Origin of the sequence: Desulfobotulus alkaliphilus (assembly GCF_007830435.1) — a bacterium.
Lineage (GTDB): Bacteria > Desulfobacterota > Desulfobacteria > Desulfobacterales > ASO4-4 > Desulfobotulus > Desulfobotulus alkaliphilus.
In genome coordinates, this window is sequence record NZ_VLLC01000007.1 from 33347 (window position 1) to 59536 (window position 26190).

A 26190-nucleotide genomic window follows, 5' to 3' on the forward strand; every position below is an offset into this window, starting at 1 on the left:
CGCTTCCGCACAGGGCAAGAAGCTCCCGAATAAGATTGCGTCACGGGCAAATAGCCTGGGGCCTGTGCGTCTGTCTTGCAGCTATGGTACTTGGAAAACTGTGCTGAACAGCAACCCACGCCGTGTTACGGCGCTTTGTCATAAAGTAACTTTTGGAGTTACTCAGAAGTTACAAAAAAATTAAAGACTTAAAAAAATACCATGCTCACTTTTCCACATCTGCCTTTTTCAGCACTTCAACAAACTCATCCGGCGGCAGATAACCAGACTGACGGGAAATCTCCTCCCCTTCCGCTGAAAAAAAGATGCTTGTGGGTACAAGGGTGACGCCAAGGCTTTCAGCCTGCGCCCTGTTCTGTGCAGCATGTACCCGGGTGCTGAAAAAAGAAGCATTGAGCATACGGATCACTTCCGGATCCTTCAGGGTATTTTCTCCCATAATCTGGCACGATGGACAGGATGGGGTATAAAAATAATAATATATCTTTTTACCTTCCGCCGCAGCCCTTTCCACGGCCTGATCCTTTGACAGCCAGACAATCTCATCCCCGGCAAGGGCCGCTGAAGCAGTCCAGAACAGTAAAAAAGAAACAGTCATCATGCGAAAAACCTGCATACAAAACCTCCATCGGCTCAGGGTTTAGAGAATCTGCTTTCATAAACATCCCGAACCACATTAAAGAAAGTACGGCCCGAGGTAAAGAAGGGATTAAAAAAAGGGCATGGAAACAGAAGCACCTGCCCTGCACCTCCATGCCCCACCTGAACAGCATCAGGCCTTGGGTGCCTTTTCAGGCTCAGACGGGAAAAATGCCTTTGTTCTGAGACAAAAACGCACCAGAGCCAGCATGATGGGCACTTCAATTAAAAGTCCCACAACCGCAGCCAGGGCAGCACCGGAGCTGACACCAAACATGGTGATGGCAACAGCAATGGCCACCTCAAAATGATTGGAGGCACCGATCATGGAAGTGGGCGCTGCGTCTTCATAGGAAATCCCCAGAAAACGGCAGATCACATAGCCAAGGCCAAAAATGGCAAAGGTCTGGATGATAAGGGGAATGGCAATCATCACGATGACAAGGGGAGACCGCAGAATAACATCCCCCTGCAGAATAAAGAGGGAAACAAGGGTCGCCAGCAGAGCGATGATGGAAACCTTTCCCCATTTGGCCACATACACCGTATCAAACCAGTCTTTCCCTTTTTTATGAATCAGATAACGCCTGGAAAGCCAGCCCGCCACAAGGGGAACGCCCACATAAAAACCAACGGTGAGACTCAGTGTAACAAAGGGAATGGGCAGGGCCACGCCAAGCAGAACACTGCCCAGAGGGGCATAAAGAACCAGCATGGTCAGGGAGTTAATGGCTACCATGACAAGGGTAAGGCCCATGTTTGCCCGGGACAGATAGCTCCAGACAAAAACCATGGCCGTACAGGGCGCAATACCTAAAAGCACCATGCCTGCAAAGTATTCACTGGCCATATCTGCGGGGATAAAAGGGGCCCAGATGAAAAACATGAAGATCCAGGCAAAAAACGTCATGGTAAAGGGCTTGATTCCCCAGTTGATCACAAGGGTTGTCAGCACAGGCCTCGGCGTTTTGAAGGCCTGGGCAACCTGAGGAAAATCAATCTGAATCATGATGGGATAAATCATCAGAAAAAGCAGAAGACCTATGGGAAGGTTCACCTGCTCTATGGACATGGCATTGATGACTTTGGCCATTCCCGGAAAAAGAAAACCAATCAGAATACCTGCCACCATGCACAGGGCCACCCAGAGGGTGAGATACCTTTCAAAAAAACCCAGCGGTCTGCTTTCTTTGGCTGTCATGGACGTCTCCTTCTGGCATATGATTTTTAAATTTTTTCTCTGGATCCCTGTGGATCAGAATTCAAAACGATGCACAAACCCCTTCTTCACACGCCATCTTTTCCGGTACCCGATTGCGGATAAACTCACGGTCCGCACGAATCACCTCATTTTCCGGCATGTGGACCTGCATCCAGGAAAGGATGGTATCGGTCTTGAGATTACCGGTACAAAGGGTGTAGTGGGTCCATTTCCCACACTTTCTGGCATCCACAAGACCGGCCTGCCGGAGCAGACCCATGTGGCGGGATACCGTTGCACCTGTCACGCCCAGCATTTCCGTCAGATGACAGGCACAGAGATGGGGTCTTTCCGTCAGGGCCATGAGAACCCGAAGCCGGTTGGCATCGGAAAGGGCCTTTGTAATGGCCAGCAGCTTTTCCATACCTCCTCCTTGCTTTTACACTTAGCCAACAATCTAAACGTAGCAGCCCTCCTGTTTTCTGCCAAGGATTTTTTTCAGCCGTAATTATTCAGCAAGTTTCCCCTTACCCTCCGGGCTGGGTTTGGGTGAGGAAAGAAAGTCGTAAAAAACCGTATCCATTGCTTGTCAGGCCATGAAAAAAATGTCCTTGACAATCCCAAGCCAGAAATACATATTGCCATATGTCGATATGGAGGACGCAAAAAAATGAAACATCTGATCAAAGTCATGAAAGCCCTTTCCGATCCCGGCAGGCTGAAAATTTTAAAGGCCTTAGAAAATCGAAAGCTCTGTGTCTGTGAGCTGCAGGAAGTCATGGGGCTTGCCCAGTCCACCGTAAGCAAGCACCTGAAAATTCTGGAAGAAGCAGGCCTTGTCCATTGGGAAAAGGAAGGACCATGGGTGAACTATGCTCTTGATAAAACAACGGATAATCCCTATGCCGCAGAAATGCTTGCCAAGATGAAAAACTGGCTGGAAGACGATGCCACGGTTTCAGAAATGCGGTTTCTCCTCCCGGAAATCCACAGGGACCGTATCCGAAAATCTCTTCCCGACCGGACGACATCCTAAAGGGCCTGCTGCCCATGACAAAATGGATACATCAGAACCAGACCTGAATTTTTAAGAAAATCCCTGCCCGCCAGATGACGGACAGCATCCTCCATCCGTTACATAAGGAGAAAGTCATGCAGGAAAGAAGCAAGCTTTTATGGATCATCGGACTATTTATTGCCGCATATTTCATTCCATGGGACCATGAAATCATGCGCAGATCCGGCCTTGAAGCCTTTCTCATGCTGCAGGACTACGCAAGGGAGCATGTGCTCACCTGCCTGATCCCAGCCTTTTTCATCGCAGGCGGAATCTCTGTCTTTGTATCCCAGGCGGCGGTGCTCAGGTACTTCGGTGCAAAGGCCAAAAAAGTCCTTGCCTATTCCGTGGCTTCCGTGTCCGGCTCCATCCTTGCTGTATGCTCCTGCACGGTTCTGCCCCTTTTTGCAGGCATTTACATGCGGGGGGCGGGCATTGGCCCTGCAACGGCCTTTCTCTACTCCGGCCCTGCCATCAATGTGCTGGCCATTGTACTCACAGCCCGGGTGCTGGGCTGGCAGATGGGCCTTGCACGGGCCATTGCTGCCATCCTTTTTGCCCTTGTCATCGGTCTCATGATGGCCTTTATTTTCAGAAAGGAAGATACTGCGCGCACCACAGGTCAGCTCCACCTTCCCGATGAAGAAGAAACAGGCCGCAGCCTCTGGCAGGATGGCGGCTTCATGCTGGTCATGGTACTGATCCTTCTGGCCGCCACCCTGGCACCGCCTGCTGCGGGAAGCACAGGTGTTTTTGCCCTTTTATTCAGCATTAAATGGTACCTTGTGGCAGGGCTTCTGGGGATTCTTGCATGGATGCTCAAGGTATGGTTCATTCAGGAAGAAAGAAAAGCATGGGTGGCGTCCACCTGGGACTATGTGAAACTCATTGCTCCTCTCCTTGCCATTGGTGTACTGGCTGCGGGTTTTTTCCTCGGTCGCCCCGGCCATCCCGCCCTGATCCCCGAATCATGGATCGCAGGACTTGTGGGCGGTAACTCCTTTGGGGCCAACCTTTTTGCCGCCCTTGCCGGTGGCCTGATGTATTTTGCCACCCTAACGGAAATCCCCATCCTTCAGGGTCTCATGGGATCAGGCATGGGTGAAGGCCCGGCACTGGCCCTTCTTCTGGCAGGACCTGCCATCTCCCTTCCCAATATGCTGGTGGTTTCCGGTGTGCTTGGGGTGAAAAAAACAGCGGTTTTCAGCTTCCTGGTCATTGCCATGTCCACGGCGGCAGGCATGATTTATGGCAGTTTTTTCGTATAAATTTTCACAGGATGTTTTTAAAAAAAGGAGAACAGTGATGGAAATTAAAATTCTCGGACCGGGCTGCGCCAAATGTGGTCAGGCAGAAAAAGTGGTGAGGGAAGCCGTAGCAGAAGCAGGCGTTGACGCTTCCGTCGAAAAAGTATCTGATCTGCTCAAAATTGCAGGATATGGGGTTTTCGGAACCCCGGCCGTAATCATTGACGGAGATGTAAAAATGGTGGGCAAGGTACCCAAAAAAGAGGAGGTGTTGGGCTGGCTCCAATGAAAAAGCAGGGAAAGGAGTTATTTTTTAAGGCCTTACTCCCTCCTTTCCCGTTTCCATACCATATCAGCAAAAAGAAGAAAATACACTTGACCTGCATACCCCCCTGTGTTAGTCAGATTCGGTTTTTTTAGGGCTTTTTTCCAGCCCGCCAATTATCAACCTGAGAATGGAGACCCGTAACAGAAATGGACGAAGGCAGTAGTTGCTCTAAAACATTTCGCTTTCCCAACAAGCCATTGGCCACATCCGTACGTCTGGGTGCGGAAAGGACGGCAGTTCTCCTGACAGGCTCTTAGCCCTCTCACGGTTCCCTCCGCCGCCCCTTCCATGTGCGGCGTGCATTTTTGAGGTGAACCATGAAAAATCATTCCATTTATCCCACCATTCAGACCTTCATCAGCAGCAACAATGAAAGGGAGCTGGTCCGCTTCTGCGCCAGACAGCACCCTGCCGATCTGGCTGCGGCCTTCGAAGAGGCCCTGACCCAGGACATGCACTTTGTCATGACCCGCCTGAATCCGGGGACAGCATCAAAAATCCTTTCCCACATGGCACCGGAGCTGCAGTCCAAACTGCTGATTGTGCTCTCCGATGAAGAGCTGAGCGCAATGATTCAGGCAATGTATGCCGATGACCGGGTGGACCTCATCCGCAACATTCCCGATATCCGCAAAGACAGGCTGCTGCACATGCTGGCAAAGGCTGAAAGGCAGGATATCCTTAAACTGGAATCCTATGCCGAAGGTACGGCCGGTGCCATCATGACATCGGACTATGCTGCCCTGCCTGCGGATATCACCGTAAGGGAAGCCCTTGAAAAACTGCGGCTGGAAGCACCGGACAAGGAAACCATCTATTATGCCTATGTCATTAACAAAAACCGCAGCCTCATTGGTTCCGTTTCCCTGAGGGAACTGATTCTCGCCCGTCCGGAAACAAGGCTTCAGGATATCATGCATATGGAGCCCGTGCGGGCCAAGGTCGAAGAGGATCAGGAAGAGGTGGCCAGAAAAATCCTTAAGTATGATCTTCTGGCCATCCCCGTGACCAATGGCAATGAGGTACTGGTGGGCATCATCACCCACGATGACGTGGCCGATGTCCTTCAGGAAGAAGCCACGGAAGACTTTCACCGCTTTGGGGCCATGAGCCATAAAGTCCCTGATCTCAGCCTCAATATCCGGGATGCCGGCTTTTTTACCATGCTTCAGAAACGCCTTCCCTGGCTTCTGGTCCTTGTATTCATGAATATCTTTTCCGGTGCGGGCATTGCAGTCTTTGAGGACACCATTGCAGCTGTTGTCTCCCTTGTTTTCTTTCTTCCCCTGCTCATAGACAGCGGCGGTAATGCAGGATCCCAGTCCGCCACCCTGATGGTAAGGGCTCTGGCTGTGGGGGATGTCAAACTTAGCGACTGGCTCAAGCTGCTGAAAAGGGAGATCGGCGTAGCCATTGGGATAGGCCTTTGCATGGGACTTGCCGTCTCCATGATCGGTATTTTCCGCGCAGGCCCGGATGTGGCTGTGGTGGTGGCCATGACCATGGTGCTCACCGTACTCTTCGGCAGCCTTGTGGGGATGAGCCTGCCCTTCCTTCTCACCCGTTTCCGTCTGGATCCGGCCACGGCCAGTGCGCCGCTCATCACATCCATTGCGGATATCGGCGGTGTTCTGATCTATTTCAGCATTGCAACCTGGTACCTGAAGGATATCATAGCCGCTGCCGGTGCTGCATAAAGCAGCCCTTTGGCTGAAGGACAAAAACAGAAGGCTCATCCATTCCTAACATTGGGTCTTTAAAATTACACCGGTTAAGCGTGCTTTTAATAACTTCATCAAGGAGGCTCTCCATGTCCGCTCACAAGCGTTTTGTTATTTTTCTCTGCAATGGCAACACCATCCGCAGCCAGATGGCCGAAGGCCTGCTCAACCATATGGGCGGCGATCGTTTTACGGCCGTCAGCGCAGGGGTTGAACCCGGAGAAAAGGTACACCCCATGGCCATTGCCGTGCTTGCGGAAGAAGGAATTGACATCAGCCACCACAAGCCCAAAGCCATAGGAACCTATCTGGGAAAGGAAGCCATCCTCCATATGATTACTGTATGCGACAAGGCTCAGCAGACCTGTCCCAGGGTCTGGCCGGGTCTGCCGGAAGGCAACCGCCACCACTGGATGCTGGATAATCCTTCTGCCACAGAGGGTAGTGAAGAAGAAAAACTCAAGGCCTTCAGAAACGTAAGGGATGATCTGAAGGAAAAAATTAAGAACTGGCTCAAAGAAGTATAAAAACCACAGGGGCAGGTTTGCCCCTGTAGTTTTCGGTAAGCCCCCATCAGATGCCTTGCCTCCCCTCTTTTTCCCCCTGATTACCGGCAGGAAGAATCTTCCACTCATTCAAAAATACAAAACTCTTGATCTGGCGGGCCAAAAAAGGCTAAATAAAAACATCGTTTTATACATCGGACGCTTTTCAGGCAGTTTTTTTACCGTTCCCGAAGGCGAATATACGGCTGCCTTTGCCATCCATGGTAAAATCCCTACCCTTACAAATGAAAACAAGCCCAAGGGGGAAAAATGAAAAAAACACCGGCTGCCCAGAGACGGATCTCCGGTCTGCAGAGAATTCACGCCTGCCGCCTGCTGCTTCTCATCATGCTGCCCATGCTTATGCTTCTTCCCTCCTGCAGCAGCAGCGGAGCCAAGCCTGCCGATCCCGATGTAAGGGTATCCCTGCGCACCATCGAAAAGGACGGCGAAGCAACTATTGCCATTTCAAAGGAGGCCCTGAACAGGGAATTTCTCTTTCAGGGCAACAATGTGATTCTGGATCAGGCCGATTACTTCACTGGACTGAAAAGCCGCATTGTGACCTTTCAGCGCAAGGGTTCACGCCTTTTCATGCTGGAATCCCCAAAAGGCCACACCGTAACACCGGACAGCTCCTTTGCCCTCATCCTTGCGGAATTTCCCATTCTAAAGGATGAAGGCGGCTGGATTACCTTTGATTTCAATGGGGGCATGTCAAAGATTTTCATGACCGGGGACATATATGGATCGGATTTCGAAGGTAATAACTATAAGCCGTCCTTTAAAGCGGCACAGGTGCGGCAAAGCTTTCTCAAGCGTGCGGACGTAAAAAATTTAAACCGCATGTCCATTCAGCAGGCAGCCCAGATAGAGGATAAAGACGGCAGCATCATCCATGCGGAGGTGCATTACTACATCTCCCCCTACAGGCCGGACCCGGACTTTGAGCCTACGCCCTCACCGGGTTTTTCCCATGCAGGTTATTTTGAGGTGATGCCCCAGCTTCAACCCGGCGGAGAGACACAAACCTTTGCCATGAAGTGGAATATCAACAAAGGCCCCATTACCTATTCCATGTCCGCCAACACACCGGAAGAATTCCGTGAGGTCATCCGGAACGGCGTACTTTACTGGAATGCGGCCCTTGGTAAAGAAGTCTTTGCCGTGGATGTGGCACCTGAAGGCGTCAGTGCTCCGGATATGGACAGAAATATCATCCAGTGGGTGGACTTTGACAAGGCATCTGCCGCCTATGCAGACATGCAGGCAGACCCGAGAACCGGCGAGATTCTCCACAGCCAGATTTTTCTTTCCAGTATGTGGGCCGTATCAGGCCGAAAATCAGCCTGGCGCTTTGTCTACCAGAATAAAAATACCAATCACAGACACCACAGCGCCGACATCCACCTTGCCAATTTTCACACCTCCCATATTTGTTCCATCAAACCCGAAGACAGAATGATGGCAAGCATGACCCGCCTTCTGGCATCCGATGCCACAGACGATATGTTTCTCAGGGCTGCCCAGGCGGAAATGCAGGAAACCATCACCCATGAGGTGGGCCACACCCTTGGCCTGCGCCACAACTTTGCAGGAAATCTTCAGGCGGATTTAGATCACCATGACAGGGAAGAGCTGTATCAACTCTTTCTGGACCGGGGGGCCTATTATTCCGTCATCCCCAGCACCAGCATCATGGACTACAACCTGCATTACGAGTCCGCCCTGAACTCCCGGCGTTATAATAAGGAAGGAAAGGCTCTTCCCCATGATATCAGTGCCATGCGTTATCTGTATCTGAATGAACCCATGGATAAAAATTTATTTTTCTGCACGGATACAGACAATCCAAATACCATGGTAGACTGCCTCCGCTTTGCCCATGGAAAATCTCCCATTGCATACGGATCTTCGGAACTGTATCAGAGGCTGCAACCTGAAAATCTTGCAAGGGAGCTTTATCTCCGGATGGTGCTGGAGATCCTTGACGGAACCCCCATTGATAAACTCTATGTGGACCCTCAAAACCTTGCCAATTCCGTCCTTTCATTCAAACAGAGATTCCTTAAGCCCTTTACGGAAAACGCATTTTATGTCCGTGCCCTTAAAAGTCTTTATTCTGATCCCCGCAGTGTCAATCCTGTACAGAAACGAAAAGACACCCGTCCCCTTGTGGAAACAGATCTGGAAGACTGGCTGCGCAACAACCCCTACGGACTTGATTCCATTGAAAAAATGTTAATGATCACTGATCCTTCCTGGGAAAAGGAATGGAAAGAGGAATTCAGCAGGATTCTCGATGATCCCCTTTTTTACAATATTAACATCCATGAAGGCGGCACCCTCCAGCTTTCTGAAACAGAAAGACAAAAGCTTAAGGAAATGGGCAATACCTTCTTTTCAGAACTGATTTCTGCGCTGGTCTCAATGGATATGGAACTCCTCAGCGAAATACAGGGCATAGATATTGTGGACAGCCCCGCAGGGGACCATCTGCTGGCTGCCTTTGAAGCAACCAGCCGTACCTATCTGATGGAAAAAACCGAATCCGTCCTCAACGTTTCCGTAGGTGGAAAAGCCCTTTCTCTGCCTGTTTTCAGATACGACTGGCAGGTCAGGGGGGAAGCCATGAGCCTTCTCAGTGACAGAGCCGTACCTTCGGCATTGTGGTGGGGCATACAGGAATCTGAAACCATCAGAATGAGTTTATTTAATATTCTTGAAAATGCAGTTGCACCTCAGGAATTCGGCAGCTCCGAGCTTTATTATGATTTCATGGAGTCTGAAAAACCGGCCTTCCAGTGGTATCTGGAAAACTGCAAGCTGGCCGGATGCAGGCACTGAAAAGCAGACTGCACGGGATTACACCCGAAAACAAAAACAGCAATTCAGGTCTCTGCCCCAAAAAAAAGCCTGACAGCTTCGGATAAGAAAGATGACAGACGCTCCGGAGCTGTCACCCTTCATCCTCACCCACAAAAAGCTCTGAACCAGCTACAAAAACAAGGGGGAAAAATGAAAACAGATACCATATGCTCCGGTTACAGAACAATTACGGGCCCGCATCATAAATACAGACACAGCCTGCTGCTTCTCCTCATGCTGCCCTTCCTTATGCTTCTTCCCTCCTGCAGCAACAGCGGAGCCAAGCCTGCCGATCCCGATGTTATGGTATCCCTGCGCACCATCGAAAAGGACGGCGAAGCAGCCATTGCCATTTCAAAGGGTGCCCTGAACCGGGAATTTCTTTTTCAGGGCAACAGGGTGATTCTGGATGAGACCGCTAACTTTCAGGGCCTGAAAAGCCGCATTGTGACCTTTCAGCGCAAGGGTTCACGCCTTTTCATGCTGGAATCCCCCAAGGGCCATACCGTGACACCGGACAGCTCCTTTGCCCTCATCCTTGCAGAATTCCCCATCCTGAAAGATGAAGACGGCTGGATTACCTTTGATTTCAATGCGGGTATGTCAAAGATTTTCATAACCGAGGAGTTGATGTATGCATCGGATTATGAAAGCGAAAATTATCAGCCCTCATTTAAAACGGCAAAGGTAAGGCAAAGCTTTCTGAAGCGGACAGATGTAAGGCACCTCAACCGCCTGTCCATTCAGCAGGCAGCCCAGATAGAGGATAAAGACGACAGAATCATCCATGCGGAAGTGCATTATTACATCTCCCCCTACAGACCGGATCCGGATTTTGAACCCACCCTTTCACCGGGTTTTTCCCATGCAGGCTATTTTGAGGTGATGCCCCAGCTTCAACCTGGCGGTGAGACGGAAATCTTTGCCATGAAGTGGAATATCAACAAAGGCCCCATCACCTATTCCATGTCCGCCAACACGCCGGAAGAATTCCGTGAGGCCGTTCGCAACGGCGTCCTTTACTGGAATGCAACCCTTGGTCAGGAAATTTTTGCTGTGGATGTGGCCCCTGAAGACGCCAGCGCTCCGGATATGGACCGGAATATCATTCAATGGGTAGAAAATGATAAGGCGGCATCGGCCTATGCAGACATGCAGGCGGACCCGAGAACGGGCGAGATTCTCCACAGCCAGATTTTCATGCCCAATGCATGGAACATTGTCAGCCGGAAAGCAGCCTGGCGCTTTGTATATCAGAACAGAAAAACAGCTCATCAGCACCACAGTGCCGATATCCTTCTTGCCAATTTTCACAAACCCCGTATCTGTGCCATCAAATCTGAAGATCTCGTGCTAAAGGGCATGGGTCAGCTTCTGACATCCGATGCCACAGACGATGTATTTTTAAGGGCAGCTCAGGCTTATGTACAGGCTGTGGTTACCCATGAGGTAGGTCATACCATGGGGCTGCGTCACAATTTTGCAGGGAATATGCAGGCGGACTGGAAGGGACACAACCGGAAAGAACGGTATCAGGCCTTCCTTGAAAACAGAACTTACCTGCCCGGCATTCCCACCACCAGTATCATGGATTACAGCGAACCGCCCGAATTCACCATGAGCGCCTGGCGATTCAATGTGGAAAATCTGGCCCTTCCCCATGACATCAGCGCCATGCGCTATCTTTATCTGAATGAGCCCATGGATAAAAGCCTGTACTTCTGCACGGATTCGGATGCGGACTCCATGGCGGACTGCCACCGCTTTGCCCATGGAAAATCTCCCATTGCCTACGGATCTTCGGAACTGTATCAGAGGCTGCAACCTGAAAATATTGCAAGGGAGCTTTATCTTCGGATGGTACTGAAGATCCTTGACGGAACCCCCATTGATAAACTCTATGTGGACCCGCAAAACCTTGCCAGTTCCATCCTTCCATTCAAACAGAGATACCTTGAGCCCTTTACGGAACAGGCTTTCTATGCCCGTGCCCTTAAAAGCCGTTATCCTGATCCCCGCAGTGTCAGTCCGACACAGAAGCGAAGGGACACCCTCCCCCTTGTGGAAAAGGATCTGGATGACTGGCTGGAAAACAACCCCTACGGGTTTAAGTCCATTGAAGATATGTTCATGGTTATAGATCCGGCATGGGAAGTTGAGTGGAAAAATGAATTCAACAAAATTCTCGATGATCCCCTTTTTTACACCATTGAAACCTATGAGGGCGGCACCCGGCAGCTTTCTGAAGCAGAAAGACAGACGCTCAAGAATATCGGGAAAAACTATTTTGAAGAGCTGGTTAACGCACTGGTTTCAGAGGATGTGGCTATGCTTTCAGGAATGCCTGCCATAGATATTGTGGAAAATAAGGCTGGCGAGGGCCTGCTGGCAGCCTTTGAAAAAACCAGCCGTACCTATCTGATGCAGGATACCGGCACCTTCCTCAACTTTCCCGTCGGTGGAAAAGATCTTTCTCTGCCCGTTTTCAGATACGACTGGCAGGTCAGGGGGGAAGCCATGAGCCTTCTCAGTGACAGGGCCGTACCTTCGGCACTGTGGTGGGGCAAACGGGAATCACGGGATATTTATCTGAATATGATGGATGTTCTGGATGATGCGGTGGCCCCAACGAGTGCAGAGTTTCTTGATTCCCTGCTCTATGACGAGTTTCTCGATTCCACAAAACCAGCCTTCCAGTGGTATCTGGAAAACTGCAATCTTGCCGGATGCAGGCACTGATATCCTGATAAGCCTTAGAATCATAGCTTAAAAAATCTAACTACACCGCCCCAAAAAAAGGTATAAGCCGATCAAACTTCCAAAGGCTTCATACCTTTTTTTGTTTGAGAGGAAAGCCATTTGACAAAGGCACCCATTCTTCACTAAAAGCAAAGACTGTTGGGATTATACTGCAAAATCCAGATAAAACTGCAGGCGGTTCGGCAGATACGTCCGAAAGGCCTGCAATCACGATATATTCAAGCATATGTTCAGGGGTAGCCATGGTTGAAGCCATGCATCATAAAATCAGAGAATCCATGGAGTCCGCAGAAGGTCTGTATTACCGCCTTGTGCTGCTGACGGGTAAAAGCGGTTCGGGCAAGACCAGGGTTCTTCGGGATATGGCTGAGGAATACAAAACCACCATCCTCAATATCAATCTCCTTCTTTCGGGCAGGCTGCTGGAGCTTTCGGAAAAACAGCGGACACTCAGGCTACCCGGCATCCTTGAAGAAATAATCCGATCTGAAGAGCATAATAATGATGACAGGCATAGGGGAGCTGGTACGCCCCTTATCCTCGATAATACAGAGATCCTGTTTGATAAGAATCTGAAACAGAATCCCCTGCGGCTTCTGCAGAGTATTTCCAGAAACAGGCTGATTCTGGCTTCATGGAACGGAACCCTTGTCCGTGGTAAACTGCAATATGCCGAAATCGGTCACCCTGAGTACCAAAGCTATGATTCGGACGATATACTTATTGTGGACATGGAAGCAGGGGCCAAAAAGGATTTACCCGCAGGGGACCGGTCATAAAAGGCCCGTCATCAAAAAAACACCAGAGAGGCAGGACAGGCATGAAATACGGAGACCTTATTCAGTTCGATCCCATTGAGTCTGTGGTTCAGCTGCGTGATGCGGACAGATCTGCCGCTGCTCAGAGCCTTGTGAACACCTATGTTATTTCCGATGAAATGGCCGAACGGCTCACACAGCTTGTCATTCCTCAAATGCAGTTCGATCAGCCTATGGACAATAAGGGACTGCTGGTGGTCGGAAACTACGGAACGGGTAAATCGCACCTCATGTCTGTGATCTCCAGTATTGCCTCAGATGCTTCTCTGCTGGATGCATTGAAAAATGATAAGGTGCGTGAATCTGCATCCCAGATTGCAGGACGGTTCAAGGTCATCCGGACAGAGATTGGAGCCACCACCATGTCCCTGCGGGATATCCTTGTGGCAGAACTGGAAGAGCATCTCGAAAAACTTGGTGTGGAATATGTTTTCCCTGAAGCAGACACCATCAGCAGTCACAAGCGGGCCTTTGAAGATATGATGGACAGGTTCAGCACTACTTTTCCTGACCAGGGCCTGCTGCTGGTGGTCGATGAGCTGCTTGACTACCTACGCACCCGAAAGGATCAGGAATTGATTCTTGATCTCAACTTCCTCCGTGAGGTTGGTGAGGTCTGCAAGGATCTGCGCTTTCGCTTCATGGCCGGTGTCCAGGAGGCCATTTTTGACAGCCCCCGCTTTGCATTTGTTGCCGACAGCATCCGCCGGGTAAAGGATCGTTTTGAACAGATCCTCATTGCCCGCAATGATGTGAAGTTTGTTGTGGCCGAACGCCTGCTCAAAAAAAACGCCGAGCAACAGGCTAAAATCCGGGACTACCTGATGCCCTTTGCCAGATATTACGGCAATCTTAACGAACGCATGGATGAGTTTGTCCGACTCTTTCCCGTCCATCCGGATTACATTGATACCTTTGAACGGGTGACCGTGGTGGAAAAACGGGAGGTCTTAAAAACCCTGTCCGTTGGAATGAAAGGCATCATAGATAAGGACGTGCCGCAGGACGAACCCGGCCTGATCGCCTTCGACAGCTATTGGGGTACCCTCAAGCAGAACGCTTCGTTCCGCGCCATTCCCGAAATCCGGGCAGTCATTGATTGCAGCCAGGTTCTGGAATCCCGCATCGAGAACGCCATCACCCGCAAACAATACAAGCCGATGGCGCTACGCCTGATCCATGCTCTGTCCGTCCACCGCCTTACCACTGGCGACATCTTTGCCCCCATGGGCGCATCCGCCGAGGAACTGCGCGACCGTCTCTGCCTGTTTGATCCGCTGATCGCCGAGCTGGGTAGCGACGAACCCGACAAGGATCTCCAGACCCATGTGGAAACGGTCCTGCGCGAGATCCACAAGACAGTCAGCGGCCAGTTCATCTCCTTCAATGCTGACAACCGCCAGTTCTATCTTGACCTGAAGAAGACCGATGACTTCGACGCCCTGATCGACAAGCGGGCCGAAAGCTTGGGGCAGGCTCAGCTCGACCGCTTCTATTACGAGGCGCTCAAGCGGGTCATGGAATGCCAGGACGCCACCTATGTAACCGGCTATAAGATATGGCAACACGAACTTCTGTGGCATGAGCGTAAGGCAGCCCGCACCGGCTATCTCTTTTTCGGTGCTCCCAATGAGCGCTCCACCGCCGTGCCTCAGCGGGACTTCTACCTCTATTTTATTCAGCCCAACGATCCGCCCCGCTTCAAGGACGACAAGGTCAATGACGAGGTCTTTTTCCGCCTGAAAGGCACAGACGAGGAATTCCAAACCGCGCTGAAGAGTTATGCGGCCGCCCTGGACCTTGCCGCCACCTCATCGGGCCACGCCAAGGCCACCTATGAATCGAAGGCCAACGGCTTCCTGAAGAAGCTGGTCCAGTGGCTGCAGAAGCACATGAGCGATGCCTTCGAGGTCACCTATCAGGGCCGCTCCAAGTCCATGACCGGATGGGCCAAGGGGAAATCCATCCGTGATCTGTCCGGCTTGTCGCCCCACGAGACCATCAACTTCCGTGACCTGGTGAACACCATCGCCGGTGTCTGCCTGGCTCCGAACTTCGAGAACCAGGCCCCGGACTACCCGTTCTTCTCGGTTCTGATCACCGGCAACAACCGGGCCCAGGCCGCGCAGGACGCCCTGCGGGCCATCGCCGGGCAGAACCGCACCAAGCAGGCCACGGCCGTACTGGACGCCCTGGAGCTGCTCGACGGCGAGAAGATCGACCCCTACAAGTCGAAGTACACCAAGTTCATCCTCGATGCCGTCAAGGCCAAGGGGCACGGCCAGGTAGTGAACCGCAGCGAGATCATCCAGGACGACCACGGGCTGGAATACATGAACCCCGGCGGTGGTCGGCTTGAGCCGGAATGGGTGGCGGTCATCCTGGCTTCGCTGGTCTATTCCGGCGACATCGTGCTCGCCATTCCGGGCAAAAAGTTTGACGCCACCGGACTACAGCAGCTTGCCGCGACCGGCATGGACGAGCTGGTCCGCTTCAAGCACCTGGAGCAGCCCAAGGAATGGAACCTGCCCGCGCTCAAGGCGCTGTTTGAACTGCTCGGCATGACGCCGGGCATGGCCCAGCTCGTCACCCAGGGCAAGGACGAGCCGGTGCAGAACCTGCAACAAGCGGTGGGCAAGATCGTCAAGCGCATCGTCATGACCCAGCAGACCCTGCGCGAAGGGCTCTCCTTCTGGGGCCTAAACCTGCTTGCGGGAACCGACCTGGCCAGCCAGGCCAGCGGGCTGATTGATGCCAAGGGCTTCTTTGAATCGCTCCAGGCTTACTCCTCGCCGGGCAAGCTGAAAAACTTCCGCTACAGCGCTCCCGAAGTGCTGGCCCATGAAAAGGCCGTGAAGGCGCTCGATGAGTTGGACGCCCTGCGTGAGTTCATCATGGACCACAGCCCGACGGCCTCCTGGCTCTCCACCGCCGAGGCGGTGCTGCTCGCCGAGCATGACTGGGTGGATCGCATGAAGACCACCCGGCAGGATGTGCTGGATGCCCTCAAGCAGGCCGACCTGACCGAGCTGGCCAGCCAGTCCCAGTCCATCGGGGCCAAGCTGCAAAAGCTGAAAAAGGATTACACCGTCGCCTACATCGGCCTGCACACCAAGGCCCGGCTGGGGGTGAACGACGACAAGCGCAAGGCAGGACTGCTGGGCGACCAGCGGCTGCAAACCCTGCTCAAACTGGCCGGTATCGACCTGATGCCCCGGCAGCAGCTCACCGATTACCAGAATCGCCTGGCCGGACTGAAAAGCTGCTTTGCCCTGACCGAGCAAAACCTCGACGCCTCGCCCATCTGCCCGCATTGCGGGTTCCGGCCTTCGGTGGAAACAGGTGCGGCGGCAGGCTCGCAGATGATCGACCAGATGGACGCCCAGCTCGACGCCATGGTGACGGCCTGGACCTCCACCATCCTCAGCAACCTGGAGGACCCGATCACCCAGGCCAACATGGATCTGCTGAAGATCGACGACCGCGAACCGCTGGAGGCCTTCATCAAATCGAAGGAACTGCCGGTGCCGCTGGACAGCAACTTTGTCCACGCCCTGAAGGAAGTGCTCTCCGGTCTGGTGAAAGTCACCGTCAAGGCGCAGGAGCTGCAACAGGCTCTGCAGGTTACCGACGGCCCGGCCACCCCGGCGGAGATGAAGAAACGCTTTGAGGAGTACATCGATCAGCTCACCAAGGGCAAGGACCCGGCCAAGGTGCGGATCGTTATGGAATAGAAAAGTCACGGGTCGCGAGTCATGAGTCACGAGTCTATGACCCAAGACCCGCGACTCGGGACCAGATGACCTGAGCGGAGCGAATATGGCAAGGATTGAAAAGTTTGAAGATATCGAGGCATGGCAGCGGGCAAGACAGCTCGCCAAAGCCGTGTATGCCGTCACATCGGAAGGAAGGTTCGCTCGCGATTTCGGACTGCGTGACCAGATTCAAAGAGCAGCCGTTTCGGTAATGTCCAACATTGCCGAAGGCTTTGAGCGTGGTGGCGATGTTGAATTCCGACGATTCCTTGCCATCGCAAAAGGCTCTGCCGGTGAAGTCAAAGCGCAGCTTTATGTGGCTCTCGATGCCGGGTTGATTGACCAGACTGCTTTTGACTCGCTTTACAAATCAGCCACAGAAACAGGAAACCTCATTGGCGGTTTCATGCGCTATCTGAGTCGAGGCCAGAAGAGTCGCGAGTCTCGGGTCTCGGGTCACGAGTCAGCGAGTCAAAATAGAACCCAAGGACTCGGGACCCGCGACTCGAAACCCGCGACCTCTTAGAGAATCGGAGTAATTCATGAGCGACAAATACGGACAGCAACAGACGATGTTCGAGACAGAAGAACCCGCGACCCGCGACTCGGGACCCGTGACCTGCTTAGGCATGACCTTCGAGAACGACGAGGCCCGCCGTGCCCACTTTACCGAGGAACTGCGCAAGAAGCTGCAAGAGCCGGAGTTCCGCAAGATCGAAGGATTTCCCATCGGCAGCGACGAGGACATCCTGAACCTGAGTGATCCGCCGTATTACACCGCCTGCCCGAACCCGTGGATCGCTGACTTCATTGCCGAATGGGAGACGCAAAAGCCGGAAAAGCCTGAGGGCTATCACTACCACCGTGAACCTTTTGCTTCTGATGTTGGCGAGGGTAAATACGATCCTTTTTACAAAATGCATCCTTATCCGACCAAAGTTCCTCATAAAGCTATTATGAAGTACATACTTCATTATACCGAGCCCGGGCATATCGTATTCGACGGATTTTGCGGCACAGGGATGACTGGAGTTGCTGCACAAATGTGTGGCGATCGTGATGCAGTTGTTTCACTTGGGTTTCAGGTAAAACCCGACGGTACAATTCTTCGTGAGGAAACTGAAGACAGTGGCAAGAAGACCTGGGTTCCTTTCTCTAAGATTGGCGCGCGGCGAGCCGTTTTAAACGATCTTTCTCCTGCGGCAGGCTTTATTTCTTATAATTACAATACACCTATCGACATCTCATCCTTTGAGAAAGAATCAAATCGCATCCTGAAAGAGGTCGAAAAAGAGTGTTCGTGGATGTATGAAACAAAACACTCTGACGGCCGCACTGGAAAAATTAACTATACCGTTTGGTCAGATGTTTTTGTTTGTCAAGAATGTCTTTGTGAGGTGATATTCTGGGACTCAGCCGTCAATAAAGAACAGGGAACTGTTAATGATAAATTCCCGTGCCCTCATTGCTCATCTCAGTTAACGAAGAGAAATATGGAGAGAGCATGGATCACAAGATTTGACCCTCATCTGAAAGAAACAATACGACAAGCAAAGCAGGCTCCTGTCAAAATAAACTACTCTCTAGGTGGTAACCGGTTTGAAAAAAGACCAGATGCAGATGATCTGGCCAGAATTGAAAAATCAGAGAGTATGCAGATACCACACTGGTTTCCGGTAGCGGCACTGCCTGACGGGTTCAATACATCACAGCCAATTCGCTCTCATGGCATTACGCATCTCCATCATTTTTATTCTAACAGGAACCTTTGCGCTCTTGCGTCATATTTAAGCAGATGCACGACTCCAGCGCTTCGATTGGTTTTGACAAAAGTTTCTGGACAAATCACCAAAAGGTATCGCTTTACTTACCAGTCAGGTGTTTGGGGGGCAGGCGGAGGACCACAATCAGGTACTTTATATGTTCCATCTTTGATTAAAGAGCTCAATATCATTGAGCAAATGAAAAGCGCCATCAGAGATCGGATTAAGTCTGGCTCGCCTTTCAAATCAAAGCTCAGCACAATATCAACCTCATCTGCAACAAACTTCCGAGACGAGTGTAATGCTGTTCTTGACTATGTATTTATAGATCCACCATTCGGCTCTAATATTATGTATTCAGAGCTTGCGCTGCTTTGGGAAGAGTGGCTTGGTGTAAAAACGAATAATGAAAAAGAAGCCATCGAAAATAGTGTTCAAAACAAGGGGTCCGACGAATATCGCAAGCTGATGTCTTCTGCATTCAGAAGAGCTTTTGAGCTACTCAAGCCAGGCCGCTGGATGACCGTTGAATTTTCAAACACTAAGGCAAGTGTTTGGAATAACATTCAAAGCGCTATGGCCGAAGCCGGGTTTATTGTTGCAAATGTATCTGCTTTAGATAAGAAAAAAGGTAGTTTTAAAGCGGTAACAACCCCAACGGCAGTCAAACAAGACCTCGTTATCTCAGCCTACAAACCCAATGGTGGTTTTGAAGAACGCTTTCAGAACGAGGCGCAAACCGAAGCAGGCGTTTGGGATTTTGTCCGCACCCATTTGAAGTATCTGCCGGTCACGAAACAACAAGGAGCCTTGCTGCAGTTCGTCCCGGAACGCGATCCCCGCATTCTGTTCGACCAGATGGTAGCCTACTACGTCCGCAAGGGCTACCCCGTGCCGATCTCGAGCCAGGAGTTCCAGATTGGGCTGTCGCAGCGTTTCATCGAGCGCGATGGCATGTATTTCCTGCCGGACCAGGTGGCCGAATACGACCGCAAGAAGATGACCTCCGGTGCCCCACAGCAGCTTTCGATGTTCGTCTCTGACGAGGCATCTGCGATCCAATGGCTGCGACAGCTCATCAAGGAAAAGCCACAGACCTTCTCCGACATCAACCCTCAGTTCATGCAGCAGCTTGGCGGCTGGAGCAAGAACGAGGCCCAGCTCGACCTGCGCGAACTGCTAAACCAGAACTTCCTCTGCTACGACGGCAAAGGCCCGGTGCCCGAGCAGATCCACGCCTACCTTTCCACCAACTGGAAAGAGCTGCGCAACCTGCCCAAGGATGACCCGGCGCTGGTGACCAAAGCCCGTGACCGGTGGTATGTGCCCGATCCCAACAAGGCGGGCGACCTGGAGAAGCTGCGCGAGAAGGCACTGCTCAAGGAGTTTGAGGAGTACAAAGAGGTCAAGAAGAAACTCAAAGTTTTCCGTCTGGAGGCCGTCCGCGCCGGATTCAAGAAAGCCTGGCAGGAGCGCGACTACGCCGTCATCGTCGCCGTGGCCGATAAGATCCCCAACAACGTCCTGGAAGAAGATCCCAAACTGCTCATGTGGTACGATCAGGCAGTAACAAGATCAGGAGATAACAGCGGAGGAGGGCTTTTATGACAAAAAACCAAAAAATCCCCGTAAAAATAAGACGGATAAGCATTCGCAATTACAAGGGCATTGATACACTTGAAATGGATTTTCCCGCCCCCCGAATGCCCGATGATCCGGATATCCTGATTATGGGCAGCCAAAACGGCTTGGGCAAGTCCTCCATTATTGAGTGCTGTGCCTTGCTCTTGCTATCACTGACTCAAAGGGAAGAGAGGTTCAAACTGCGTGACCGTTACACCATTGTGAATGTACCGGATTTGCTCATTAAATCTGGCTGTCATTTTGCGGAAATAAGCGGTGATATTGTTATTGGTGATGAAACCAGTACTGTTCATGTTAGAATAGATCGTAATGGTGTAATAAAAATATCAGGAGAAATACTCCGAGAAAAAATTATCGAAAATGAACTTTTTAATTCCGAGACTGAAGTTGAAGACTTCATTAAGGCAATATGTGGCTTTACACCCAACCCTGTTATGGAAAACAAATTTCTTCTTTTCCACAGCTATAGGAAAGTCCAGGAGGGCAATCCTGAATTAGGAATGATGGTAGAGGGACGTTCACCAAAACGCCCTCCATTTCAGCGTTATGAAACACCAATGAGCACCTTCAAACTAAGAATTCTGCGCTCTCTGATGGGGCAGGCCAATCTGTTTGAGCTTGGAGATGACGAAGATCCGGCGGAAACCATAGAAAAGCTCAACGAGCTGGTTCGATTTTATGCCCATGGTACCATCAGCAAGCTGAGGCCATCACCGGATAATACCGTTGACTTTCGCATAAAGCCCGTAAACGGTGAAGGCTCCTTTACCTTTGACGGACTGAGTTCCGGTCAAAAGGAAATCATTTCCACGCTGTTTCTCGTCTGGTACCACACCCGAAACAACCCCTCTGTAATCTTCATTGATGAACCGGAGCTGCACCTCAATGCCCAGTGGCACCGGAGTTTTGTCAAAATGCTTTTGCAAATGTCTCCGCAGAACCAGTACATCATGGCAACCCACTCCGAAGATATTATGGATTCGGTAAGCGAAGATCGCCGTGTTCTCCTTCTGGGCAAGGATGAGGGGGAGCTATGATCCGTGTAAAAACAGGTATCCGTGCCGAAGAAGTCCGGCTGAAAAGCCAGCATTTGCTTTTTCAGGCGGTAACACGGATGGGAGGGGAGTAACCAGTGAAGCTCAACCTTGGCACAATCAGAAGCAATTGCAGTGGTTTTGAAGGTATAGCCCATATTGCCGACAAGACGAAGAATATTTGCTATGATTCCATTGAACTGGATTTTTCATCCTGCAGTTTTTTTGAAGCCAATATGGCGGCACCCCTATATGCCGTTATTGCACGACTTCGTGATGAGCTGAATGATGTGACCATTGCCAATGTGCCATCAGGAGTAAGTAGGATTCTCCGGAAAAACAAATTTCTGAGCATATTTAATCAACCTGATTTATTGGACATCAATCAGACAACACTTCCCTTCAAGATTTTCAAACTACATGCAGGCGAGCAGTTTAATGATTATCTCGACACCTACATGAAAGGAAGGGGGATTCCGACCATGTCTAAGGCCTTAACAAAACGCTTTAGACAGAGTCTGTTCGAAATATTTCTCAACGCAACTATCCATTCTCAGTCTTCATCGGGAATTTTTGTGTGCGGGCAATTTTATCCAAATAAACATCGGTTGGATTTTACCATTGCTGATGCCGGAGTCGGCATTCGGGAAAATGTACGCAGATATACAGGGAAGGCAACACTCAACTCCTGCAAGGCCATTGAATGGGCCATGACAGATGGTAATACCACAAAAACCGGGAATCAGCCGGGGGGTCTTGGGTTGAAGCTGATCAAAGATTTTATTCGAATGAATGGTGGAAAAATTCAGCTTGTATCAAGGTTTGGATATTATGAATTTTCTGCAAACGGTGAGGCTATTCAAAAAATGGATAATGATTTTCCAGGAACCTGCATAAATATTGAAATTAACACAGATGATACAGGTAGTTACTGCTTAAAATCAGAGCTGAAAAACGAAGATATTTTTTAAAATATAAGGAATCTACTATGGGTGATCAAATTAAAATAAAGGTAGCGGATCTGATAGGCAGTCCGCTCTGCATATCCGCTGAGGACGGCCAGAAAGTATTTGACAAGATCGAACAACTCCTAAGAGCTGGAAAACAGGTTAGCATTTCCTTTGAGAATGTAAGCATGTTGATCTCACTTTTTCTGAATGTTGCAATTGGGCAGCTCTATGGCTCTTTTAGCGAGGATGAGATTCGGACTCAGTTGAAAGTTGAAGGACTTTCTTCCGATGACATGGAACTGCTCAAGCATGTTGTGGATAATGCCAAGAAGTATTATTCCAACAAAAAATCTTATGATGATGCATGGCTGGAGGAAAACAACAATGAGGAATAAGGCCTATGATCTTTCTTCCTATTCCTTCAGTTCGGATGAACAGATTCTTGTGGATACAAATGTCTGGCTTTATCTGTTCCCGGCACCAACTGGCTCATCAAATAAATTGGCGGCTCAATACTCGACCGCTTTCTCAAACCTTGTTTCTGCGAAAGCTCAACCCGTACTTGATCCAATAGTGTTAAGTGAATACCTGAATCGCTATGTAAGAATTGAGTGGGAGGGAAACTACAAATCCCGACATCCGAAATTTAAAGATTTCAGAAATTCATCGGATTTCTCAACAGTTGCATCGGTAGCAGAAGCATTTTCCAAAAAAATCCTAAGTTTCTGCCAAATTCATTCCATACCTGCCAATGAACTGGATCTGAATCAGGCACTGGCTGATTTTTCGGCTGGAAAAGTCGATTTCAACGATGCAATACTGGTGGATATCTGCAAAAAAAGAAATCTTAAGTTAATGACCAATGACGGTGATTTTCAGAACGGTGGCATCAAGGTTTTAACCTCAAATCCAAGACTTTTGAGAGCCTGCCCATGATGCACAGCTACTTTTGTGTTTTTCATTGTCCATCTGTAGCACCCGATAATAGACGGCATAAATAATGGCTGACTGGAAATACAGCACTATACACAAAAGTGCGTGCAAGGTTGTTGATGAACAGACCCTTTGGGGGCAAACGGTATGTCGTGTCTGGTTGCCGAACCAGGATGCAGTGGTGCGTGTCCACCGCTCAAGCCTGAGACCACTAAATGCGGATCTTCAGCCAGAAACAGAGGCCTTTCGCATAAGCTATGTAGCTTCTGCCGCCAAGGTGGCTGAGGTGCTGGAAGGCTCCAGAAGGCCAAAGGATGGCCATGTATTGCTGGCTCCCATGGAGTCCAGCGTTATTCCCCTGCCGCACCAGATCCATGCCCTTTCCAGGGCCATATCCGGAGACAGGGTGCGCTACCTGCTGGCCGACGAGGTGGGGCTGGGCAAGACCATCGAAGCCGGTCTGATCCTGCGTGAACTCAAACTGCGGGGTCTGGTTCTCCGTACCCTGATTGTGGCCCCCAAGAGCCTTGCCCTTCAGTGGCAGGCTGAAATGAGCACCCATTTCAATGAGGGCTTTGCACTGGTCAATGCATCGGATCTTGAAGCCTATGAAAGGATGATGCCCTTAAAAGCCGGAGCAGGCTCTAATCCATGGCATCATTTTCCCCAGGCAATCATCACCACAGATGCCTTCAAGCCCATCACCAGGCGCAGGGGTTGGAGCAGGGAAGCCGTCCAGCGTTACAACCTGCTTCGCCATGACCGGCTGGTTACAGCCCAGTGGGATCTGGTTATTGTTGACGAAGCCCACCGCCTTGGAGGCGCAACGGATAGTGTCGCCCGTTATAAACTGGGACAGGGCCTTGCGGAATCTGCCCCCTATCTGCTGCTTTTGTCTGCCACCCCGCACCAGGGAAAATCCGATGCCTTTGCCAGGCTGATGGGTTTGTTGGATGCCTCAAATTTTCCTGATTCCGAAAGTATCAAGCGGGACCGTGTGGCTCCCTTTGTCATCCGCACCGAAAAAAGATCGGCAGTTACGGCAAAGGGGGAGCCCCTTTTCAAGCCAAGAACCACACGCACACTGGCCGTTGACCTGAACAACTTCCCGGATCAGTTGAAGCTTTACGAAGAAGTGACAGATTATGTCAGGTTCGGTTATAATCTGGCACTGCATAACCGTTCCCCATTCATTGTCTTCCTTATGATTCTGCTACAGAGGATCGCATCTTCCAGTACAAGGGCCATTCGTTCAACCCTTGAAAGACGCCTTGAAAAACTTGAAGACATGAAGGATCAGGACAGATCCGGCATTGAACTGCTGATTGAAGATCTTGAGGACTTGACGGGTCAGGAGCTTCTCGATGAACTGCTGGATGTGAATGAACCCGGCAGAAAAAACGAAGTGGAACAGGTTCACTACCTTTTATCACTGGCAAAACAGGTTGAAACCGCAGGGCCTGATGCCAAGGTACTTCGTCTGATGGAGCTGATTTATCAGCTTCAGGGCGAAGAAAAGGATGATCATCTCAAGCTCCTTATTTTTACGGAATTCATCGGCACTCAGAAGATGCTGCAGGAATTTTTGCAGGAACGAGGTTTTATCTGTGCCACCATCAATGGTTCCATGGAAATGGAAGAGCGAAAAAAAGAGCAGCGCAGCTTTGCCGAAGAAGCACGGATAATGATTTCTACGGACGCAGGGGGGGAGGGTTTGAACCTGCAGTTTGCCCATGTGGTCATCAATTATGACCTTCCATGGAATCCGATGCGGGTGGAACAGCGCATCGGCCGTGTGGATCGTATTGGTCAGCCAAAGATTGTCCGGGCTTTCAACTTTGTTTTCCAAAACTCCGTTGAGTCCCGTGTGCTGGAAGTGATTGAGGAAAAGCTTTCCGTTATTCTCGAAGATACCGGAATCGACAAGACCCACGACATTCTGGACACTCCAATGGCAGGAGAGCTTTATGAGCAGATGATGACCCGTATTGTGATGGAAAACCGGGAAATCAGCCCTGAAGTAGAAAATATGCTTTCTGCCATAGAACAGGAAAGGGTGGAACTGCGGGAGCACAGCCCCGTTTATGGCATAAAGGAAACTCCGGATATAGATGCGGCAGCAAGCCTGCAGGCACATCCCCTGCCGGAATGGGTTGAGCAGATGACTCTCAGTTATCTCCATTTAAAGGGTGGAGATGCCATCAAAAATGCCAATGGGTGGAAGCTGAGTTGGCCCGATGGTGAAGAGATGAATGGCTGTTTATTCAGGCAGAGGGAGTCTGAGCCCCTTTCCGACAGGTCTTGTCTTCTGAACCTTGAAAACAGCCGTATCCGTGGATTGGCCCTGAATTTGCCACAGATTGCCGCCGGGCAGCCCATCCCATGCGTAAGAATAAATGGATTGCCAGCCACCATTTCAGGTTTATGGGGGCTGTTTGAGATCCGTCTTCAGATTGAAATGCTCCATAAAATGCAGTTTATCCGAATCCCAATGATACGGAAGGCTCATGCCTGTGCATTCTTAAGCGAGGAAGGCAGGCTGTTTATGCCCACTGCCAGGCATATCTGGGACACCCTGCCCACAGCAGAAATCAAGGTACTGAATATGCTGAATCAGGATGATTCCACAAAAGCCCATCTGCTTTTGCAGGAAGCCATTGAGCAGGCCGGGCAGGAAATTTTTCATAGCCTTGAGCAGGCCCACCTTGCATCCTTAACCCATGAAAAGGAGCGGGCAGCTGTATCCTTTGCCTCACGGAGAACGGCCATTAAACGGGTAGGCCTCCCGGAAGTCAGGCAGTTCAGACTTTCCCGTCTTAAAGCAGAAGAAAATCAATGGAAAGAGGAACTGCTCTCAGCGCAGGAGACAATACCGGAAGTAAGGCCTTTGCTGATGATGAAAATTGAAAAAACACAGAAAAACTGAG

Annotated in this window: 20 protein-coding genes; 16 read left to right on the forward strand and 4 right to left on the reverse strand. The window is 50.6% G+C overall.

Annotated features, from left to right (window positions below; translation table 11 throughout):
• Nucleotides 1–205: 205 nt before the first annotated feature.
• The 3 genes from LZ24_RS05785 to LZ24_RS05795 form a co-directional block, all read right to left on the reverse strand.
• Nucleotides 206–616 (reverse strand): thioredoxin family protein, encoded by a 411-nt coding sequence (locus LZ24_RS05785; protein ID WP_144683342.1) that lies wholly within the window; start codon nucleotides 614–616, stop codon nucleotides 206–208.
• Between the two features lie 156 nt (nucleotides 617–772).
• The gene (gene arsB, locus LZ24_RS05790) at nucleotides 773–1840 is read right to left on the reverse strand and encodes an ACR3 family arsenite efflux transporter (protein WP_144683345.1); all 1068 of its coding nucleotides are present in this window, start codon (nucleotides 1838–1840) and stop codon (nucleotides 773–775) included.
• 61 nt (nucleotides 1841–1901) lie between these two features.
• Nucleotides 1902–2264: an ArsR/SmtB family transcription factor gene (locus LZ24_RS05795; RefSeq protein ID WP_144683348.1), complete on the reverse strand. Its 363-nt coding sequence runs from the start codon at nucleotides 2262–2264 to the stop codon at nucleotides 1902–1904.
• Between the two features lie 246 nt (nucleotides 2265–2510).
• Between LZ24_RS05795 and LZ24_RS05800 the strand changes: the two genes are divergently transcribed.
• From LZ24_RS05800 to LZ24_RS05830, 7 genes are all read left to right on the forward strand, one after another.
• Nucleotides 2511–2876: an ArsR/SmtB family transcription factor gene (locus LZ24_RS05800; protein ID WP_144683351.1), complete on the forward strand. Its 366-nt coding sequence runs from the start codon at nucleotides 2511–2513 to the stop codon at nucleotides 2874–2876.
• Between the two features lie 116 nt (nucleotides 2877–2992).
• Nucleotides 2993–4165 (forward strand): permease, encoded by a 1173-nt coding sequence (locus LZ24_RS05805; protein ID WP_144683354.1) that lies wholly within the window; start codon nucleotides 2993–2995, stop codon nucleotides 4163–4165.
• A 37-nt stretch (nucleotides 4166–4202) separates the two neighbouring features.
• Nucleotides 4203–4433, forward strand: coding sequence for a thioredoxin family protein (locus LZ24_RS05810; RefSeq protein WP_144683356.1), 231 nt, complete (start codon nucleotides 4203–4205; stop codon nucleotides 4431–4433).
• A gap of 356 nt (nucleotides 4434–4789) precedes the next feature.
• A complete protein-coding gene (mgtE, locus tag LZ24_RS05815) occupies nucleotides 4790–6169 on the forward strand; it encodes a magnesium transporter (protein WP_144683359.1) in 1380 nt (459 codons plus the stop codon).
• A 113-nt stretch (nucleotides 6170–6282) separates the two neighbouring features.
• Nucleotides 6283–6720: an arsenate reductase ArsC gene (locus LZ24_RS05820; RefSeq protein ID WP_144683362.1), complete on the forward strand. Its 438-nt coding sequence runs from the start codon at nucleotides 6283–6285 to the stop codon at nucleotides 6718–6720.
• A gap of 288 nt (nucleotides 6721–7008) precedes the next feature.
• Nucleotides 7009–9585 (forward strand): zinc-dependent metalloprotease, encoded by a 2577-nt coding sequence (locus LZ24_RS05825; RefSeq protein ID WP_144683365.1) that lies wholly within the window; start codon nucleotides 7009–7011, stop codon nucleotides 9583–9585.
• 171 nt (nucleotides 9586–9756) lie between these two features.
• Complete coding sequence (locus LZ24_RS05830; protein WP_144683368.1) at nucleotides 9757–12345, forward strand: zinc-dependent metalloprotease; 2589 nt, start codon at nucleotides 9757–9759, stop codon at nucleotides 12343–12345.
• 88 nt (nucleotides 12346–12433) lie between these two features.
• On the opposite strand, the gene LZ24_RS17540 is transcribed toward LZ24_RS05830, so the two are convergent.
• A complete protein-coding gene (locus LZ24_RS17540; RefSeq protein WP_222427547.1) occupies nucleotides 12434–12610 on the reverse strand; it encodes a hypothetical protein in 177 nt (58 codons plus the stop codon).
• Here LZ24_RS17540 and brxF point away from each other — a divergent pair.
• The 9 genes from brxF to LZ24_RS05875 all read left to right on the forward strand — a co-directional run bounded on the left by brxF (nucleotide 12609) and on the right by LZ24_RS05875 (nucleotide 26189).
• A complete protein-coding gene (gene brxF / locus LZ24_RS05835) occupies nucleotides 12609–13145 on the forward strand; it encodes a BREX-3 system P-loop-containing protein BrxF (RefSeq protein ID WP_144683371.1) in 537 nt (178 codons plus the stop codon). The genes LZ24_RS17540 and brxF overlap by 2 nt on opposite strands.
• A gap of 41 nt (nucleotides 13146–13186) precedes the next feature.
• Complete coding sequence (locus LZ24_RS05840; RefSeq protein ID WP_144683374.1) at nucleotides 13187–16918, forward strand: DUF6079 family protein; 3732 nt, start codon at nucleotides 13187–13189, stop codon at nucleotides 16916–16918.
• Nucleotides 16919–17003: 85 nt separating this feature from the next.
• On the forward strand, nucleotides 17004–17465 hold the full coding sequence (locus LZ24_RS05845) for a four helix bundle protein (RefSeq protein WP_144683377.1): 462 nt from the start codon (nucleotides 17004–17006) through the stop codon (nucleotides 17463–17465).
• A 16-nt stretch (nucleotides 17466–17481) separates the two neighbouring features.
• Nucleotides 17482–20310: a DNA methyltransferase gene (locus tag LZ24_RS05850; RefSeq protein WP_144683380.1), complete on the forward strand. Its 2829-nt coding sequence runs from the start codon at nucleotides 17482–17484 to the stop codon at nucleotides 20308–20310.
• Nucleotides 20307–21383 carry an AAA family ATPase gene (locus LZ24_RS05855; protein ID WP_144683383.1) on the forward strand — a complete coding sequence of 359 codons (1077 nt, stop codon included), beginning with the start codon at nucleotides 20307–20309 and terminating at the stop codon, nucleotides 21381–21383. The genes LZ24_RS05850 and LZ24_RS05855 overlap by 4 nt, the downstream gene beginning before the upstream one ends.
• Nucleotides 21384–21478: 95 nt before the next feature.
• On the forward strand, nucleotides 21479–22351 hold the full coding sequence (locus LZ24_RS05860; protein ID WP_144683386.1) for an ATP-binding protein: 873 nt from the start codon (nucleotides 21479–21481) through the stop codon (nucleotides 22349–22351).
• 17 nt (nucleotides 22352–22368) lie between these two features.
• A complete protein-coding gene (locus LZ24_RS05865) occupies nucleotides 22369–22725 on the forward strand; it encodes an STAS-like domain-containing protein (protein ID WP_144683389.1) in 357 nt (118 codons plus the stop codon).
• Entirely contained in the window at nucleotides 22715–23266 is a 552-nt protein-coding gene (locus tag LZ24_RS05870) for a type II toxin-antitoxin system VapC family toxin (protein WP_144683392.1), read from the forward strand. The genes LZ24_RS05865 and LZ24_RS05870 overlap by 11 nt, the downstream gene beginning before the upstream one ends.
• A 178-nt stretch (nucleotides 23267–23444) precedes the next feature.
• The gene (locus LZ24_RS05875) at nucleotides 23445–26189 is read left to right on the forward strand and encodes a DEAD/DEAH box helicase (protein ID WP_246118530.1); all 2745 of its coding nucleotides are present in this window, start codon (nucleotides 23445–23447) and stop codon (nucleotides 26187–26189) included.
• Nucleotide 26190 lies beyond the last annotated feature (1 nt).